The following is a 15982-nucleotide window of genomic DNA, read 5'->3' as shown; positions in this document are numbered from 1 at the left end:
CGGGTCGGCGATTCGTATTCCACGTGCGCGGTCGAGATCGTGATGCCGCGCGCCTTCTCTTCCGGCGCCGCGTCGATCGAACCGTAGTCCTTGAACTCGCCGCCGAAGCGCTCGGCGCCGATCTTCGTGAGCGCTGCCGTGAGCGTGGTCTTGCCGTGATCGACGTGACCGATGGTGCCGACGTTGACGTGCGGCTTCTTACGCTCGAACTTACCCTTTGCCATGACCTGAAACCTCTGAAAGAACGTTGTGTGTTTTGAAGAAGAAGCCCTTATCAGGACTTCTTCATGACCTCGTCGGCGATATTCTTCGGCGCCGGCTCGTAGTGGTCGAATTCCATCGTGAACGTGGCGCGACCCTGCGTCTGCGAACGGAGCGACGTGGCGTAGCCGAACATCTCACCGAGCGGAATCATCGCGTTGACGGTCTTGCCCGACGGCGTCTCTTCCTGACCGGTCAGCATGCCGCGACGACGCGAGATATCGCCCATCACGTCACCGACGTAGTCTTCCGGCGTCACGACCTCGACCTTCATGATCGGCTCGAGCAGCACCGGCTGCGCCTTCGCGAAGCCCTGCTTGAACGCCATCGACGCGGCGAGCTTGAACGCCATTTCGGACGAGTCGACGTCATGGTACGAACCGAAGACGAGCTTGACCTTCGTGTTCACGACCGGGAAGCCGGCGAGCGGACCCGAGGTGATCGTCTCGCGGAGGCCCTTTTCGACCGACGGGATGAATTCCTTCGGAATCACGCCGCCCGTGATGTCGTTGATGAACAGGAAGTCGTCCTTGATCTGCGCGGCGAGCTTCTCGTCGGCACGATCGGCGTCGGTGATCGGGGAGAGCTCGATCACGACGTGACCGTACTGACCCTTACCACCCGACTGCTTGGCGTGCTTGTAGTCCGACTTGACGTCCGACGCCTGAATCGTTTCGCGGTACGCGACCTGCGGCTTGCCGACGTTGGCCTCGACGTTGAACTCGCGGCGCATGCGGTCCACCAGGATGTCCAGGTGAAGCTCGCCCATGCCCGAGATGATCGTCTGGCCCGACTCTTCGTCCGTGCGGACGCGGAACGACGGATCTTCCGCGGCCAGACGGCCGAGGGCGATACCCATCTTTTCCTGGTCCGACTTCGTCTTCGGCTCGACCGCCATCGAGATCACCGGCTCCGGGAACGACATGCGCTCGAGGGTGATGATGTGGTCCTGCGCGCACAGCGTGTCACCGGTCGTGACGTCCTTCAGGCCGACCGCCGCGGCGATGTCGCCGGCGCGGACTTCCTTCAGTTCGTGACGCTCGTTGGCGTGCATCTGCAGGATGCGGCCGATGCGCTCCTTCTTCGACTTGACCGGGTTGTACACCTGGTCACCGGCGTTCAGCGTGCCCGAATAGACACGGAAGAACGTCAGCGCGCCGACGAACGGATCGGTCATGATCTTGAACGCGAGCGCCGAGAACGGAGCGTCGTCCTTGGCCGGACGGGTATCCGGCTGCTCGTCTTCGTTGACGCCTTCGACCGGCGGACGATCGATCGGCGACGGCAGCAGGTTCACCACCGCGTCGAGCATCGCCTGGACGCCCTTGTTCTTGAACGCCGTGCCGCAGAAGACCGGAATGATCTCGCTCTTCAGCGTGCGCAGGCGCAGGCCTTCGATGATCTCGGCCTCGGTCAGCTCTTCGCCGCCCAGGTACTTGTCCATCATCTCTTCCGTGGCTTCCGCCGCGGCTTCGATCATGGCCGTACGATCTTCTTCGGCCTTGGCCTGGAGTTCCGCCGGAATGTCGACGTATTCGAACTTCATGCCCTGGGACTCCATGTCCCACTTGATGGCCTTCATCTTGAGGAGATCGACGACGCCTTCGAAGTTGTCTTCGGCGCCGATCGGCACCTGCATCGGCACCGGGTTGGCGGCGAGACGCGACTTCAGCTGGTCGACGACCTTGTAGAAGTTCGCACCCGTGCGGTCCATCTTGTTGACGAACGCGAGGCGCGGAACCTTGTACCGGTTGGCCTGACGCCACACGGTTTCCGACTGCGGCTGCACGCCACCCACGGCGCAGAGCACGAACACCGCACCGTCGAGCACGCGGAGCGAGCGCTCCACCTCGATGGTGAAGTCGACGTGTCCCGGGGTGTCGATGATGTTGAAGCGGTGCTCGGGCAGCGAACGGTCCATGCCCTTCCAGAACGCCGTGGTGGCGGCGGAAGTGATGGTGATACCGCGCTCCTGCTCCTGCTCCATCCAGTCCATCGTCGCGGCACCGTCATGCACCTCGCCAATCTTGTGACTGACACCGGTGTAGAACAGGATGCGCTCCGTGGTCGTGGTCTTACCGGCATCGATGTGAGCCATGATGCCGAAATTGCGGTAGCGCTCGATGGGCGTAGTGCGTGCCACGGTCTTTCCTCAATCTGAAGCTGTAATTACCAGCGGTAATGCGAGAAGGCCTTGTTGGCCTCCGCCATGCGGTGCGTTTCTTCGCGCTTCTTGACAGCGCCGCCACGGGATTCCGAGGCTTCGAGCAGTTCGGCGGCCAGCTTGCGCGGCATGGACGTCTCGCCGCGCTTGCGCGCCGCGTCGATCACCCAGCGCATGGCAAGCGCCATACGACGGCCCGGACGGACTTCGACCGGCACCTGGTACGTGGCACCGCCGACGCGGCGGGACTTCACCTCGACGGCCGGGGCGATGTTGCCCAGGGCCTTCTCGACGAGCTGCACCGGCTCGGCGTTCTTCTCGCCGATGTGCTGCAGCGCACCGTAGACGATCGCTTCGGCGACGGACTTCTTGCCGGACTTCATCACCATGTTGATGAAGCGGGCGATCAGCTGGCTTCCGTGCTTCGGGTCCGGGAGGACCACACGGGCGGGATGGGAACCTTTACGCGACATAATTCTTGTCCTCTACTCAGCTCTTCGGGCGCTTGGCGCCGTACTTCGAGCGCGACTTGCGACGCTTGGTCACGCCGGCGCAGTCGAGACTGCCGCGAACCGTGTGGTAACGCACACCCGGGAGATCCTTGACGCGACCGCCACGGATCAGGACCACCGAGTGCTCCTGAAGATTGTGACCTTCGCCACCGATGTAGCTGATGACTTCGAAACCGTTGGTGAGGCGCACCTTGGCAACCTTACGCAGCGCCGAGTTCGGCTTCTTCGGGGTGGTCGTATAAACGCGCGTGCAGACCCCGCGGCGCTGCGGGCTGCTCTGCAGGGCCGGCGAGGCGCTCTTGTACGCCTTCGGGCTGCGGGATTTGCGCACCAACTGGTTGACTGTCGTCATGCGAAGCTATTCCTGAGAAACATAAAGGCAGACCGAAAGATCGGTCCGCCAGAGAAACTGTTGTTGACGTGCGCCGCCCGCGAAGCGGACTGGCGCCCATCGTCCCTGAATCCGAACACGAGGCGCCTCCATGCGCCTCATTTCGTATGTACGAGCAAAACCCGTATACGGGCCTTACTCGGCGCTATCGTTGGACCCGGCGGGTGCCTCTTCGAACGTGACGACCGGTGCCGAACCCGAGAGGGTTTCGAGCTCCGAGGCCGTCAGGCCGCCCTGGCTACGACGCGCGGCGTGGTAAGCCAGACCCGTACCCGCAGGGATTAGCCGCCCAACAATAACATTTTCCTTCAGGCCACGCAACGTGTCGCGGGTGCCACGGACCGCCGCCTCGGTGAGGACGCGGGTGGTCTCCTGGAACGAAGCCGCCGAGATGAACGACTCGGTGGCCAGCGACGCCTTGGTGATGCCCAGCAGGACCGATTCGAACTCGGCGCGACGCTCGCCCCGGGCTTCGGCGCGATCGTTCTCCTCGTTGATCCGGACGCGCTCGACCTGCTCGCCGCGCAGGTACGTGCTGTCCCCCGCCTCGGTGATCTCGACCTTGCGCAGCATCTGGCGAATGATCGCTTCGATGTGCTTGTCGTTGATCTTCACGCCCTGCAGGCGGTAGACGTCCTGGATTTCCTTGACCAGGTACGACGCCAGCGGCTCGACACCCAGCAGGCGCAGGATGTCGTGCGGATTCGGCTCGCCGTCGACGACCGTCTCGCCCTTCTCCACGTGCTCGCCTTCGAACACGATGACCTGACGCCACTTGGGAATCAGCTCCTCGTGCTCGTTGCCGTCCACGTCCTTGATGATCAGGCGCTGCTTGCCCTTGGTGTCCTTGCCGAAGCTGACGATGCCCGAACGCTCCGCGAGGATCGCCGGCTCCTTCGGCTTGCGGGCTTCGAACAGGTCGGCGACGCGCGGAAGACCACCGGTGATGTCGCGGGTCTTCGACGTTTCCTGCGGGATACGGGCGACGACGTCACCCACGCCCACTTCGGCGCCGTTCTGGATCGAGACGATCGCGCCGGCCGGCAGGAAGTACTGAGCCGCGATGTCGGTACCCGGCAGCTTGAGCTCGCGGCCCTTGCTGTCTTCCAGGCGGACGATCGGGCGCAGGTCCTTCGCCTGCGTGCCGCGACGCTTCGGATCCGTGACCACCGCCGACTCGAGGCCGGTCAGTTCGTCCGTCTGCGACTGGACGGTCACGCCATCGATGAAGTCGATGAAGCGGACCACACCGGCCACTTCCGTGACGATCGGGTGGGTGTGCGGATCCCAGTTCGCGACGGTCTGGCCGGCCTTGACCGGATCGCCGTCCTTCACCGTGATCGTCGCACCGTAAGGCACCTTGTAACGCTCACGCTCGCGACCGTTGGCATCGATGACGCTCACTTCGCCCGAACGCGAGACGGCGACCAGGTGACCCTGGCTGTGCTCGACCGACTTCAGGTTGTTGAACTTCAGCGCGCCCGTGGTGCGGACCGTGACGTTGTCGACCGCCGCCGCTCGCGATGCCGCACCACCGATGTGGAACGTACGCATCGTCAGCTGGGTACCCGGCTCGCCGATCGACTGAGCGGCGACGACACCCACGGCCTCGCCCATGTTGACCAGGTGACCGCGAGCGAGGTCGCGGCCGTAGCACAGGGCGCACACGCCGTGGCTCGCACGACAGGTGATCGGCGAACGGACCTTGATCAGCTGCACGCCGGCCTTGTCGAGCTTGTCGACCAGCGACTCGTCGAGCAGCGTGTCGCGCGTGACGATCGCCTGATCGTCGTCGCCCGGGGCGTAGACGTCTTCGACGACCACGCGGCCGAGCACGCGCTCGCGCAGCGGCTCGACCACGTCGCCGCCTTCCACGATCGGGGACATCAGGATGCCGTCTTCCGTGCCGCAATCGTGCTCGGTGATGACGACGTCCTGCGCCACGTCGACGAGACGACGGGTCAGGTAACCGGAGTTCGCGGTCTTCAGCGCGGTATCCGCGAGGCCCTTACGGGCACCGTGGGTCGAGTTGAAGTACTGTAGGACGTTCAGGCCTTCGCGGAAGTTCGCCTTGATGGGCGTCTCGATGATCGAGCCGTCCGGACGCGCCATCAGGCCGCGCATACCCGCCAGCTGACGAATCTGGGCCGCGCTACCACGCGCGCCCGAGTCCGCCATGATGTACAGCGAGTTCATGGACTTCTGGTTGACCGTGTTGCCTTCCTGGTCCTGCACCTTCTCCGTGCCGATACCGTCGATCATCGCCTTGGCGACGAGTTCGTTGGTACGCGACCAGATGTCGACCACCTTGTTGTAGCGCTCGCCGGCCGTGACGAGACCCGACTGGTACTGCTCCTGGATCTCGACGACTTCCTTCTCGGCTTCCTCGAGGATGCCCTTCTTCTCGCCCGGGATCTTCATGTCGTCGATGCCGATCGAGATGCCGGCGCGCGTCGCGAAACGGAAGCCGGTGTACATCAGCTTGTCCGCGAACACGACCGATTCCTTCAGGCCGAGGAGACGGTAGCTCTGGTTGATCAGGCGCGAGATGTTCTTCTTGGTCAGCTCGGTGTTGACCAGCGCGAACGGCAGGCCTTCCGGGATGATCTCGGCGAGCAGCGCACGACCCACCGTGGTGTCCACGAGGGCCAGGCGCTCGACGCGCTCGCCATCGACGGTCTCCACGGTGCGCACGCGCACCTTGACCTTGGCGTGCAGCTCGACGGCGCGGTTGTCGTACGCACGGCGCACTTCGCCGACGTTCGCGAACACCATGCCGGCGCCCTTCGCGTTGATCAGCTCGCGCGTCATGTAGTACAGGCCGAGCACGACGTCCTGCGACGGCACGATGATCGGCTCGCCGTTCGCCGGCGACAGGATGTTGTTCGACGACATCATCAGGGCGCGGGCTTCCAGCTGCGCCTCGATCGACAGCGGCACGTGGACGGCCATCTGGTCACCGTCGAAGTCGGCGTTGAACGCCGTGCAGACGAGCGGATGCAGCTGGATCGCCTTGCCTTCGATCAGCACCGGCTCGAACGCCTGGATACCCAGACGGTGCAGGGTCGGTGCGCGGTTGAGCATGACCGGATGCTCGCGGATGACTTCCTCGAGGATGTCCCACACCTGGGCTTCCTCGCGCTCGACGAGCTTCTTCGCGGCCTTGATGGTCGTGGCTTCGCCACGAGCCTGCAGCTTCGCGAAGATGAAGGGCTTGAACAGCTCGAGCGCCATCTTCTTCGGCAGGCCGCACTGGTGCAGGCGCAGCGTCGGGCCGACCACGATGACCGAACGGCCCGAGTAGTCGACGCGCTTGCCGAGCAGGTTCTGACGGAAGCGACCCTGCTTGCCCTTGATCATGTCCGCGAGCGACTTCAGCGCGCGCTTGTTCGTGCCGGTGATGGCACGGCCGCGGCGGCCGTTGTCGAGCAGCGCGTCGACCGACTCCTGCAGCATGCGCTTCTCGTTGCGCACGATGATGTCGGGCGCGGCGAGCTCGAGCAGGCGCTTGAGGCGGTTGTTGCGGTTGATGACGCGGCGGTACAGGTCGTTGAGATCCGACGTCGCGAAACGGCCGCCGTCCAGCGGGACGAGCGGACGCAGGTCGGGCGGCAGCACCGGCAGGACGGTGAGCACCATCCATTCCGGTTTGTTGCCCGACTCGAGGAACGCCTCGATCAGCTTCACGCGCTTGGTGAGGCGCTTGAGCTTGGTCTCGGAATTCGTCGACGCGATCTCTTCCTTCAGGCGAATGACTTCGCCCGGGAGGTCGAGGCTCTTGAGCAGTTCGTAGACGGCCTCGGCACCCATGCGGGCGTCGAACTCGTCGCCGTGCTCTTCGGTCGCTTCCAGGTACTGGTCTTCGCTGAGCAGCTGGCCGCGCTCGAGCGCGGTCAGGCCCGGATCGATCACGACGAAGGCTTCGAAGTACAGGATGCGCTCGATGTCACGCAGCGTCATGTCCAGCATGAGGCCGATGCGCGACGGCAGCGACTTCAGGAACCAGATGTGCGCCGTCGGGCTGGCGAGCTCGATGTGGCCCATGCGCTCGCGACGGACCTTGGCCAGCGTGACCTCGGTGCCGCACTTCTCGCAGACGACGCCGCGATGCTTCATGCGCTTGTACTTGCCGCACAGGCATTCGTAGTCCTTGATGGGACCGAAAATGGCCGCGCAGAACAGACCGTCACGCTCGGGCTTGAACGTGCGGTAGTTGATGGTTTCCGGCTTCTTCACTTCGCCGTACGACCACGACCGGATCAGCTCCGGCGAAGCCAGAGCGATCTTGATCGCGTCGAAGTCCAGCGTCTGTCGCTGCTGGTTGAACAGATTGAGCAGGTCTTTCATGCGTAATCTCCGGTAGCCGCGACGATCACTTGATCTCTTCGAGTTCGATGTCGATACCGAGCGAGCGGATTTCCTTCACGAGCACGTTGAAGGACTCCGGCATGCCTGCGGCCATTTCGTGGTTGCCGTCCACAATGTTCTTGTACATCTGGTTGCGACCCTGCACGTCGTCCGACTTGACGGTCAGCATTTCCTGCAGGGTGTACGCCGCGCCGTAGGCTTCCAGCGCCCAGACTTCCATTTCGCCGAAGCGCTGGCCGCCGAACTGCGCCTTGCCGCCCAGCGGCTGCTGGGTGACGAGCGAGTACGGACCGGTCGAACGCGCGTGCATCTTGTCGTCGACGAGGTGGTTCAGCTTCAGCATGTGCATGTAGCCGACGGTGACCGGGCGATCGAACGCCTCGCCGGTGCGGCCGTCGTACAGCGTGGTCTGGCCCGACTCGGGCAGGCCCGCCAGCTTCAGCATGTGCTTGATCTCGGTTTCCTCGGCGCCGTCGAACACCGGCGTCGCCATCGGCACGCCGTCGCGCAGGTTGTCGGCCAGCTGGACGATCTCGGCGTCCGACATCGACTTGAGGTCGACGTGGCGCACCGCGCCTTCCGCACCGGCGTTGCCGTGGTTGTAGACCTCGTCGAGGAACTCGCGCAGCTTCGCGGGCTTCTCGTTCGCCTCGATCATGGCCGAGATCTTGTGACCCAGGCCCTTCGCCGCCCAGCCGAGGTGAACCTCGAGGATCTGGCCGATGTTCATACGCGAAGGCACGCCCAGCGGGTTCAGGCAGATGTCGACCGGACGACCGTCGGCGGAGAACGGCATGTCCTCGACCGGCACGATCATCGACACGACACCCTTGTTGCCGTGGCGGCCGGCCATCTTGTCGCCCGGCTGGATGCGGCGCTTGACGGCCAGGTAGACCTTGACCATCTTGAGCACGCCCGGAGCGAGGTCGTCGCCCTGGGTGATCTTGCCCTGCTTCTCCTTGAAGCGCTTGTCGAAGGCCTCGCGATGACGCTTGACCTGGTCGGCCGCGCGCTCGAGGAACTCCGAGACTTCCTCTTCCTTGACGTTGATCTTGAACCAGTCGTCCTTCTTCAGCGTGTCGAGGTACGCGTCGTCGATGACCGTGCCACGCTTCAGGCCGCCCGGGCCGCTCATCGCGGACTTGCCGACGAGCTGGGCGCGCATGCGCGCGTAGATCGCACCTTCGAGGATGCGGAACTGGTCGTCGAGATCCTTGCGGATACGCTTCAGCTCGGTCTCTTCGATCTGCTTGGCGCGCTTGTCCTTCTCGATGCCGTCGCGGGTGAAGACCTGCACGTCGATGACGTTGCCGTCCATGCCCGGGGGCACGCGGAGCGAGCTGTCCTTCACGTCCGAGGCCTTCTCGCCGAAGATCGCGCGGAGCAGCTTCTCTTCCGGCGTGAGCTGGCTCTCGCCCTTCGGCGTGACCTTGCCCACGAGGATGTCGCCGGCCTTCACTTCCGCACCGATGTACACGATGCCGGACTCGTCGAGACGGGCGAGCGCCTGCTCGCCGACGTTCGGGATGTCGGCCGTGATTTCCTCGGCGCCGAGCTTCGTGTCGCGGGCGATGCAGGTCATCTCCTCGATGTGGATCGAGGTGTAGCGATCTTCCTGGACCACTCGCTCGGAGATCAGGATCGAGTCTTCGAAGTTGTAGCCGTTCCACGGCATGAACGCGACGAGCATGTTCTGTCCGAGCGCGAGCTCGCCGAGGTCGGTCGAGGAACCGTCCGCCAGCGTGTCGCCCACCGCCACCACGTCACCGACGTTCACCAGCGGACGCTGGTTGAGGTTGGTGTTCTGGTTGGAGCGGGTGTACTTCGTCAGCGTGTAGATATCCACGCCGGCGTCGTTCTCGTCCACTTCCGCTTCGTTCACGCGCACGACGATACGGGCGGCATCGACCTGGTCGATGACACCGCCGCGCTTGGCGGACACGGTGACGCCCGAGTCGCGCGCCACGGCGCGCTCGATGCCCGTGCCGACGAGCGGCTTCTGGCTGCGCAGGGTCGGGACGGCCTGGCGCTGCATGTTCGCGCCCATCAGCGCGCGGTTCGCGTCATCGTGCTCGAGGAACGGCACGAGCGCCGCCGCGACCGACACGGTCTGCATCGGCGAGACGTCCATGTAGTTGATCTCGGACGACGGACGCAGCTCCGACTCGCCGCGGAAGCGGCACGACACGAAGTCTTCCAGGAACTTGCCGTCCTTCGACAGGGGCGAGTTCGCCTGGGCGATCACGTGGTCGCCTTCCTCGATCGCGGAGAGGTAATCGACCTTGTCGGTCACCTTGCCGTTCTCGACCTTGCGGTACGGCGTCTCGAGGAAGCCGTAGGTGTTGGTGCGCGCGTAGACGGCGAGCGAGTTGATCAGGCCGATGTTCGGACCTTCCGGCGTTTCGATCGTGCAGACGCGGCCGTAGTGGGTCGGGTGGACGTCGCGGACTTCGAAGCCGGCGCGCTCGCGCGTCAGGCCGCCCGGTCCGAGCGCCGACACGCGGCGCTTGTGGGTCACTTCGGACAGCGGGTTGTTCTGGTCCATGAACTGCGAGAGCTGCGACGAACCGAAGAACTCCTTCACCGCCGCCGCGACCGGCTTGGCGTTGATCAGTTCCTGCGGGGTCAGGCCCTCGGACTCGGCCAGCGACAGACGCTCGCGAACCGCGCGCTCGACGCGGACGAGACCGATGCGGAAGGTGTTCTCCGCCATTTCGCCGACCGAACGCACGCGGCGGTTACCGAGATGATCGATATCGTCGACCGTGCCGGTGCCGTTGCGGATGTCGATCAGGACGCGCAGCACGTCGAGGATGTCCGACGTCTCGCCCTGCTCGGCGACCAGACGCTGGCTCTCCTCTTCCTTGCGCTCCGCGAAGTACTTGTAGTCGTACAGCACGCCCGGACCGATGACGTCCTTGCGGCCGACGCGACGGTTGAACTTCATGCGGCCGACGGCCGAGAGGTCGTAACGGTCGAAGGTGAAGAACAGGTTGAAGAACAGGTTCTGCGCGGCGTCCTTGGTCGGCGGCTCGCCCGGACGCATCATCCGGTAGATTTCGACCAGGGCCTCGAGCTGCGTGCGCGTGTTGTCGATGCGCAGCGTGTTCGAGATGTACGCGCCACGATCGAGGTCGTTGACGTACAGCGTCGGCACGGTCTCGATACCGCCCTTGCGCAGGCGCTCGAGGTGCTCGGCGGTCAGCTCGTCGTTGGCCGCGGCGATGATCTCGCCGGTGTCCTTGTCAATCATGTCGATCGCGACGATGCGGCCGACCGGATAGTCTTCCGGCACTTCGAGCGTCGTGATCTTCTCGTTCGCCAGCTGGCGGACGTGGCGCGCGGTGATGCGCTTGCCGGCTTCGACCAGCACCTTGCCGTCGACCACGAGGTCGAACGAGAGGGTTTCACCACGCAGGCGCTCGGCGACGAGGTCGAGCGTGACGGTGCCCTTCTTGCCGAGGTGGAAGACGTTGTGCTCGAAGAAGATGCTGAGCATCTCTTCGTTCGTGTAGCCGAGCGCGCGCAGCAGCACGGTCACCGGCAGCTTGCGGCGACGGTCGATACGCGTGAACAGGGCGTCCTTCGGGTCGAACTCGAAGTCGAGCCACGAACCACGGTAAGGAATGACGCGCGCGGAGAAGAGCAGCTTGCCCGAGCTGTGCGTCTTGCCGCGGTCGTGATCGAAGAACACGCCCGGCGAACGGTGCAGCTGCGAGACGATGACGCGCTCGGTGCCGTTGATGATGAAGGTGCCGGTGTCGGTCATGAGCGGGATCTCGCCCATGTAGACCTCCTGCTCCTTGACGTACTTCACGGCCTTCTTCGAGGCCGGGCTGTCCTTGTCGTAGATGACCAGGCGGACGGTCGTGCGCAGCGGCGCGCCGAACGTCATGCCGCGGTTGCGGCACTCGCGCTCGTCGAACGCCGGCTCGCCGAGCCGGTAATCCACGTATTCGAGGGCGGCGTTGCCGGAGTAGCTGGAAATCGGGAACACCGACTTCAGGGCGGCGTGCAGGCCCTTGTCTTCACGCTGCTTGGAGTTGACCTGCTCCTGCAGGAATTCCTTGTACGAGTCGGTCTGGATCGTCAGCAGGTTGGGCACGCCCAGCACGGGCGGACGCTTGCCGAAATCCTTACGGATGCGCTTCTTCTCGGTAAACGAGTAGGTCATGGTGGGTACCGCCTCGGTTCTCAGTGGCGCCGGCGATGCACGCGCCGGCTAAATGGTGAATCGAAAATCGGAGATCGGGATTCGAACCGCGGAGCCCGTCGAGGCGCTCTCGAATCGCGATGTCCCATTTCCGACGGAACGGACATGGAACGTGGAACGTGGCCTTCGGGAACGGCCAAAGCCCGGGGACTTACGCCCCCGGGCTCACTTGACGCTATGTCGAACAACCGGCGCGCAAGGCGCCGATTACTTCAGTTCGACCGTGGCGCCCGCAGCTTCGAGATCCTTCTTGAACTTGTCGGCATCTTCCTTCGAAGCCGCTTCCTTCACGACGCCGCCGGCCTCGGTGAGGTCCTTGGCTTCCTTCAGGCCCAGGCCCGTGATGGCGCGGACGGCCTTGATCACGTCGACCTTCTTGTCGCCAGCGGACTTCAGGATGACGTCGAATTCGGTCTGCGCTTCGGCAGCCGGGCCAGCAGCGGCCGGGCCAGCGACGGCGACCGGAGCGGCAGCCGAGACGCCGAAGGTGTCTTCGATCGACTTCACCAGCTCCATGATTTCCATCAGGGACTTGGCCTTGATGGCTTCGACGATCTGTTCGGTGGTCAGGGTGGACATTGTTTCTTACCTTCTGAAATAGGGTCGTATGGAAATAGGTCGACGATCAGGCTTCAGCGGGGGCTTCGGCGGCGACTTCGCCACCACCCTGCTTCTCGCCAACAGCCTTGACAGCGCGCGCGAACATCGTGACCGGCTCGTTGAGGACGCGAGCCAGCATGGCCAGCGCTTCCTGACGGGTCGGCAGCGAGGCAAGCACGTCGACGTGGGCGGCCGGAAGGAGCTTGCCTTCCACGGACACGACCTTCGTCTTGAGCTTGTCGTTGGTCTTCGCGAATTCCTTGATCAGGCGGCCAGCGGCGCCCGGCTCCTCGGTCGAGAACGCATAGAGCAGCGGACCGACGAGAGCGTCCTTGACGATCTCGAATTCGGTACCGGCCACGGCGCGTGCGGCGAGGGTGTTCTTGACGACTTTCAGGAACACGCCCGTTTCACGAGCCTTCTTGCGCATCTCGGTCATCTGGGAGACCGTGGTGCCCGCGTATTCGGCGGCGACCAAGGAGTGAGCCTTCGCGGCGACTTCTGCCAGCTCGGCGACTACTTCTTGCTTCTGGGACAGATTGAGAGCCATTGCACTCCTCCAATTGAACTCCGCTCACGACTCCTGCCGCTTGCGGTCCTGGGCGACATCGTCCTGACGTCGGGGACGGGAACGTCCCGGGTGGTGGCCTTTCCAGATTCGAAACGAATTCCAGAAGGGGCTGCACCATCTACGCAGGCTGGATCGATGAAGGCATCCGATTAAGCGAACCCGCTGCCGACGACGGCGTTTCCATGCCAACACGAGCTCCCTGCTCGTCGCCGTCGCGCGCTGCTCGCGCCTACGGTCTTTGACGGCTGCCCCGGCATTTCAACCGGGGCTGCCCTCAAAAACGTGCCCTCGCCGGACTTGCCGGCGAGGGTCGTAACACTTACTTGGCCGAGGTGTTCACGGTCGAGGTATCGACCGGCACGCCCACGCCCATGGTGCTCGACAGCGAGACCTTCTGGATGTACTGACCCTTCGCGGCGGCCGGCTTGGCCTTCAGCAGATCGGAGATCAGCGCATTCAGGTTGTCCGCCAGCTGGGCGGCTTCGAAGCTCGCCTTGCCGATGGTGGCGTGGATGATGCCGCCCTTGTCGTTACGGAACTTGACCTGGCCGGCCTTCGCGTTCTTGACGGCCGTGACGACGTCGGCGGTGACCGAGCCATCCTTCGGGTTCGGCATCAGGCCGCGGGGACCGAGCACCTGACCGAGCTTACCGACGACGCGCATGGCGTCCGGCGTCGCGATGACGCGGCCGTAGTTCAGATCGCCAGCGGCCATCTTCTCGGCGAGGTCGTCCATACCGACGGCGTCGGCGCCCGCCGCGAGAGCGGCGTCAGCCTTCTCGCCGGCCGGCACGAACACGGCGACGCGGACGGTCTTGCCGGTGCCGTGCGGCAGCAGCGACGAACCGCGGACGCCCTGGTCGGACTTCTTCGCGTCGATGCCCAGACGGACGGACACGTCGACCGACTCGGCGAACTTCGCCTTGGCGTTGTCCTTGACGATCTTCAGCGCTTCGTCGAGACCATAGGTCTTGCCGGGCTGGACGGCGGCCGAGGCGGCCTTCATACGCTTGGTGAGCTTTGCCATGTCTTAACCCTCCACCACCAGACCCATGGAACGCGCGCTGCCGGCGATCGTACGCACGGCGGCATCGAGATCGGCAGCCGTGAGATCCGGCTCCTTCTGCTTCGCGATTTCCTCGAGCTGGGCGCGGGTGACCTTGCCCACCTTGTCGGTGTTCGGCTTCTGCGAGCCCTTGGCCACGCCCGTGATCTTCTTGAGGAGGATCGAGGCCGGCGGGGTCTTCGTGATGAAGGTGAAGGTACGGTCCGAGTAGGCCGTGATCACGACCGGGATCGGAAGACCCGGCTCGAGCTTCTGCGTGGCGGCATTGAACGCCTTGCAGAACTCCATGATGTTCAGGCCGCGCTGACCGAGCGCCGGACCGACCGGCGGCGAGGGGTTGGCCTGACCGGCCTTCACCTGCAACTTGATGTAACCAATGACTTTCTTTGCCATGTATGTTTCCTCGCGAGTGCTGTCGCCTTGCGGCTCCTCGCTGTAGACCGTCCCTGGGGGTGGTGGATCCGCGCCTGCGGACCCCTTAAACACGGACACGCCGGAGCACAAAGCTCCAGCGTGAACCGGGCATTATAGGCTCCTCACACGGTCTATGCAAACCCCGTGCCGGGAGGGGTCGGCCGGGGCCGACCGGGGTGTCTTACGCCTTCTCCACCTGGCCGAATTCGAGCTCGACCGGGGTGGAACGACCGAAGATGAGCACCGCGACGCGCAGGCGGCTCTTCTCGTAATTGACTTCTTCGACGACGCCGTTGAAGTCGTTGAACGGACCATCGGTGACGCGGACCATCTCGCCTGGCTCGAAGAGAACCTTCGGACGCGGCTTCTCGACACCTTCGCGGACGCGGCTCAGGATGGCATCGGCCTCGCTGTCGCGGATCGGGTGCGGACGGTCGGCGGTGCCGCCGATGAACCCCATGACCTTCGGGGTTTCCTTGACCAGGTGCCAGCACTCGTCGTCGATACGCGGGGTCTTGCCGCTCGTATCCGTTTCGATCTGGACCAGGACGTAACCGGGGAAGAACTTGCGCTCGCTGCGGCGCTTCTGGCCGCCGCGCATTTCGATGACTTCCTCGGTCGGAACCAGGATTTCGCCGAACTTCTCTTCCATGCCCTCGCGCTTGACGCGCTCGTCGAGGGCCTTGCGAACCTGCTGTTCGAACCCGGAATAGGCGTGAACCACGTACCAGCGCTTGCTCATGCCTTACCTCAATGTCCGAGCTTCAGCAGCCAATCGAGCACGACCGTCTTCAACAACCAGTCGATGAGCCCCATCAGCAGCGAAAGGATGATGACGACCACGATGATGACACCGGTCGTCTTCAGGGTTTCGTCGCGCGACGGCCAGACGACCTTGCGCAATTCGAACTGCGATTCGGCGATGAAGCCACGCAGACGACGGCCGGGCGCGGTGAAGGCACCGATCGCCATGGCGGCCGCGACAGCCACGATAACGCCGACCACGCGCGCGAACGACGGCACGCTGGGGTTATCGCTGAAATAGTAGAAACCGACGATGCCTGCGGCGAGCACGACCAGCGCAAGCGCCAGCTTGCCGATATCGGCCGGGCCCAGACCCTTGGCTTCTTGTGCCTTCGTATTCATGCGCACTCAGGAGTGGCACGCCAGGAGGGACTCGAACCCCCAACCTGCGGTTTTGGAGACCGCTGCTCTGCCAATTGAGCTACTGGCGTACAGGTGAAACAGTGGAACCGCGAGAGCGGGCGACCGATGGCCGACCCGCCTCGCGACCGGGTGCCGACCCCGAAGGACCGGCATCGCTTGTCTTACTTGATGATCTTCGACACCACGCCGGCGCCGACGGTGCGGCCGCCTTCGCGGATCGCGAAGCGCAGACCTTCGTCCATCGCGATCGGGAAA

General features: G+C 64.2%; 12 protein-coding genes, 1 tRNA gene and 1 pseudogene. All 14 read right to left on the bottom strand.

Annotation, left to right across the window (positions count from 1 at the left end):
• Positions 1 to 224 (bottom strand): GTP-binding protein (locus J2X58_RS18850; RefSeq protein WP_255364620.1); only part of this gene is annotated, 224 nt, incomplete at its 3' end.
• Between the two features lie 50 nt (positions 225 to 274).
• Positions 275 to 2404 (bottom strand): elongation factor G, encoded by a 2130-nt coding sequence (gene fusA / locus J2X58_RS18845; protein WP_090059097.1) that lies wholly within the window; start codon positions 2402 to 2404, stop codon positions 275 to 277.
• A gap of 26 nt (positions 2405 to 2430) precedes the next feature.
• A complete protein-coding gene (gene rpsG / locus J2X58_RS18840) occupies positions 2431 to 2898 on the bottom strand; it encodes a 30S ribosomal protein S7 (protein WP_090059100.1) in 468 nt (155 codons plus the stop codon).
• Positions 2899 to 2914: 16 nt separating this feature from the next.
• Complete coding sequence (gene rpsL, locus J2X58_RS18835; protein WP_036115505.1) at positions 2915 to 3289, bottom strand: 30S ribosomal protein S12; 375 nt, start codon at positions 3287 to 3289, stop codon at positions 2915 to 2917.
• Positions 3290 to 3463: 174 nt separating this feature from the next.
• Positions 3464 to 7675 (bottom strand): DNA-directed RNA polymerase subunit beta', encoded by a 4212-nt coding sequence (gene rpoC / locus J2X58_RS18830; protein WP_090059102.1) that lies wholly within the window; start codon positions 7673 to 7675, stop codon positions 3464 to 3466.
• A 25-nt stretch (positions 7676 to 7700) separates the two neighbouring features.
• Positions 7701 to 11870, bottom strand: coding sequence for a DNA-directed RNA polymerase subunit beta (gene rpoB, locus J2X58_RS18825; RefSeq protein ID WP_090059104.1), 4170 nt, complete (start codon positions 11868 to 11870; stop codon positions 7701 to 7703).
• A 246-nt stretch (positions 11871 to 12116) separates the two neighbouring features.
• Positions 12117 to 12488 carry a 50S ribosomal protein L7/L12 gene (gene rplL, locus J2X58_RS18820; protein ID WP_090059106.1) on the bottom strand — a complete coding sequence of 124 codons (372 nt, stop codon included), beginning with the start codon at positions 12486 to 12488 and terminating at the stop codon, positions 12117 to 12119.
• Between the two features lie 46 nt (positions 12489 to 12534).
• Positions 12535 to 13059 (bottom strand): 50S ribosomal protein L10, encoded by a 525-nt coding sequence (rplJ, locus tag J2X58_RS18815; protein ID WP_090059109.1) that lies wholly within the window; start codon positions 13057 to 13059, stop codon positions 12535 to 12537.
• Positions 13060 to 13399: 340 nt separating this feature from the next.
• Positions 13400 to 14107 carry a 50S ribosomal protein L1 gene (gene rplA / locus J2X58_RS18810; protein ID WP_090059111.1) on the bottom strand — a complete coding sequence of 236 codons (708 nt, stop codon included), beginning with the start codon at positions 14105 to 14107 and terminating at the stop codon, positions 13400 to 13402.
• A gap of 3 nt (positions 14108 to 14110) precedes the next feature.
• A complete protein-coding gene (gene rplK / locus J2X58_RS18805; RefSeq protein ID WP_045829444.1) occupies positions 14111 to 14539 on the bottom strand; it encodes a 50S ribosomal protein L11 in 429 nt (142 codons plus the stop codon).
• A 202-nt stretch (positions 14540 to 14741) separates the two neighbouring features.
• A complete protein-coding gene (nusG, locus tag J2X58_RS18800) occupies positions 14742 to 15302 on the bottom strand; it encodes a transcription termination/antitermination protein NusG (protein ID WP_090059113.1) in 561 nt (186 codons plus the stop codon).
• An 8-nt stretch (positions 15303 to 15310) separates the two neighbouring features.
• Entirely contained in the window at positions 15311 to 15706 is a 396-nt protein-coding gene (gene secE, locus J2X58_RS18795) for a preprotein translocase subunit SecE (protein ID WP_090059115.1), read from the bottom strand.
• Positions 15707 to 15719: 13 nt separating this feature from the next.
• A tRNA-Trp gene (locus tag J2X58_RS18790) sits at positions 15720 to 15795 on the bottom strand.
• Between the two features lie 93 nt (positions 15796 to 15888).
• Positions 15889 to 15982: pseudogene (locus J2X58_RS18785) on the bottom strand (elongation factor Tu); the annotation flags it as partial.

Source organism: Luteibacter sp. 3190, from assembly GCF_031456385.1.
In the GTDB taxonomy this organism is placed as follows: Bacteria; Pseudomonadota; Gammaproteobacteria; order Xanthomonadales; family Rhodanobacteraceae; genus Luteibacter.
This window is presented reverse-complemented; position numbering and strand designations above follow the sequence as displayed.

What these genes read in the sequence shown, in the direction of transcription:
- rpsG (WP_090059100.1), bottom strand. Translation starts at nt 2,898, where the DNA reads ATGTCGCGTAAAGGTTCCCATCCCGCCCGTGTGGTCCTCCCGGACCCG.
- rpsL (WP_036115505.1), bottom strand. Translation starts at nt 3,289, where the DNA reads ATGACGACAGTCAACCAGTTGGTGCGCAAATCCCGCAGCCCGAAGGCG.
- rpoC (WP_090059102.1), bottom strand. Translation starts at nt 7,675, where the DNA reads ATGAAAGACCTGCTCAATCTGTTCAACCAGCAGCGACAGACGCTGGAC.
- rpoB (WP_090059104.1), bottom strand. Translation starts at nt 11,870, where the DNA reads ATGACCTACTCGTTTACCGAGAAGAAGCGCATCCGTAAGGATTTCGGC.
- rplL (WP_090059106.1), bottom strand. Translation starts at nt 12,488, where the DNA reads ATGTCCACCCTGACCACCGAACAGATCGTCGAAGCCATCAAGGCCAAG.
- rplJ (WP_090059109.1), bottom strand. Translation starts at nt 13,059, where the DNA reads ATGGCTCTCAATCTGTCCCAGAAGCAAGAAGTAGTCGCCGAGCTGGCA.
- rplA (WP_090059111.1), bottom strand. Translation starts at nt 14,107, where the DNA reads ATGGCAAAGCTCACCAAGCGTATGAAGGCCGCCTCGGCCGCCGTCCAG.
- rplK (WP_045829444.1), bottom strand. Translation starts at nt 14,539, where the DNA reads ATGGCAAAGAAAGTCATTGGTTACATCAAGTTGCAGGTGAAGGCCGGT.
- nusG (WP_090059113.1), bottom strand. Translation starts at nt 15,302, where the DNA reads ATGAGCAAGCGCTGGTACGTGGTTCACGCCTATTCCGGGTTCGAACAG.
- secE (WP_090059115.1), bottom strand. Translation starts at nt 15,706, where the DNA reads ATGAATACGAAGGCACAAGAAGCCAAGGGTCTGGGCCCGGCCGATATC.